The sequence below is a fragment of the Streptomyces sp. NPDC058964 genome (assembly GCF_042741275.1).
Lineage (GTDB): Bacteria > Actinomycetota > Actinomycetes > Streptomycetales > Streptomycetaceae > Streptomyces.
The window spans coordinates 1-1,846 of record NZ_JBHYKH010000901.1; the positions used below are offsets into that span (position 1 = coordinate 1).

At 71.1% G+C, this 1,846-nt stretch carries 1 protein-coding gene and 1 pseudogene; one reads left to right on the forward strand and one right to left on the reverse strand.

The features are described 5' to 3' along the window. Positions 1-18: 18 nt before the first annotated feature. The gene (locus ACFW2E_RS46175) at positions 19-1,410 is read left to right on the forward strand and encodes a uracil-xanthine permease family protein (protein WP_384477989.1); all 1,392 of its coding nucleotides are present in this window, start codon (positions 19-21) and stop codon (positions 1,408-1,410) included. Positions 1,411-1,435: 25 nt separating this feature from the next. On the opposite strand, the pseudogene ACFW2E_RS46180 reads toward ACFW2E_RS46175, so the two are convergent. Beyond that, positions 1,436-1,846: pseudogene (locus tag ACFW2E_RS46180) on the reverse strand (glycoside hydrolase family 6 protein); the annotation flags it as partial.

Sequence of the window (1,846 nt, forward strand, 5' to 3'; positions counted from 1 at the left end):
AGATAGGGACCCCTCAGCTTGGTTCTCGGGGTGGGCTGGATGGTGCCCGGCGTCGGGCGCACGCCCGCGCCCGGAGCGGTGGTACGCCCCGACGAGCGGCTCTCCTGGCCCCGCACGGTCGGGCTCGGCGCCCAGCATGTGGTCGCCATGTTCGGAGCATCCGTCGTTGCCCCGGTACTGATGGGTCTCGACCCGAATCTCGCGATCATGATGTCGGGCGTCGCGACCGTGATCTTCCTGCTCGCGACCCGTGGCCGGATCCCCAGCTACCTGGGCTGCTCGCTCTCGTTCGTGGGCGTGGCCGCGGTGATCAGGGCGCAGGGCGGCACGAGCGCGACGGTGACCGGCGCGGTCTTCGTGGTCGGTGTCGCGCTGTTCCTGGCCGGTCTCGCCGTGCAGCGCTTCGGGGCGCGGATCATCCACGTCACGATGCCGCCGATCGTCACCGGCGCGGTCGTCATGCTGATCGGCTTCAACCTCGCGCCGGTGACGGCGTCCACGTACTGGCCGCAGGACCAGTGGACGGCCCTGCTGGTCATGCTGTTCACCGGTCTGGCCGTCGTCTGTCTGCGTGGTTTCTGGTCACGCATCGCGATCTTCCTCGGGCTGGTCTTCGGGTACGGCCTGTCCTGGGCCTCCGACCAGGTCTTCGGGAAGATCCACTCGGTGGACGCGAGCGGCAGGGTCACCGACCACTGGCGGCTCGACTTCTCCGGTGTCGGCAAGGCCGAGTGGATCGGGCTGCCGTCCTTCCACGGCCCCTCCTTCCAGTGGTCGGCGATCCTGGTCGCCCTGCCCGTCGTCATCGCGCTCGTCGCGGAGAACGCCGGACACGTCAAGGCGGTCGGCGAGATGACCGGCCACCGGCTGGACGACCGGCTCGGTACCGCGATCTCGGCCGACGGCGTGGCGTCGATGCTGTCCACCGCGGTGGGCGGCCCGCCCAACACCACGTACTCCGAGAACATCGGCGTGATGGCCGCGACCCGCGTCTACTCGACGGCCGCCTACTGGGCCGCCGCCGGCTTCGCGCTGCTCTTCGGCCTCTGCCCCAAGTTCGGCGCGGTGGTGGCGGCGATCCCGGGCGGCGTCCTCGGCGGCATCACCGTCATCCTGTACGGCATGATCGGCCTGCTCGGCGCGCAGATCTGGAGCAACGCCGGGGTGGACCTGCGCAACCCGCTCAACCTCGTTCCGGCGGCCGCGGGCATCATCATCGGCGTCGGCAACGTCAGCATGAAGTTCGGCGCCAACTTCTCCCTCAGCGGCATCGCCCTGGGCACGCTGGTCGTCATCACCGGCTACCACGCCCTGCGGGCGTTCGCCCCCGCCCACCTCAAGGTGCAGGAGCCGCTGCTGGACGAGGGAACGTCCTCGTACGACGAGGAGAACGGCCGCGCCGGTTCGTAGACCGAGGCAGCCGTCCCGCCCGTGCTCAGCGCGCCAGTTCGCAGGCGTAGGACGGTGTGAACGTCCCGGCCGCCCCCTTGCAGCCGTCCGGCTCTCCCGGCAGCTTCACCCACAGGTAGGCGTCGATCCGTGCCTCGCCGGTGCGCAGGGTGGGCGGGCGGCCGATCCGGCGGCCTGCCGGGTCGCACCACGCGCCGTCGGGCGGGGCGCCGTTGCCGTTGCGGCTGGTGTCGATCAACGCGCCGAGTCCGGTGGAGCCGCCGAGCCCGTCGAGGACCTGCCGGTCGTAGGCGATCTCGTCGGCCGTGGTGCGGAAGTTGAGACGTTGCCGAAGATGCCGTCGGAGGAGTCGGACGACGCGGCGCCCGCCCGTCGCAGCAGGGCCGCCTGCTGGGCGGCCGGATTCCAGCCCGGGTGGCCCGCGTCGTAGTAGACC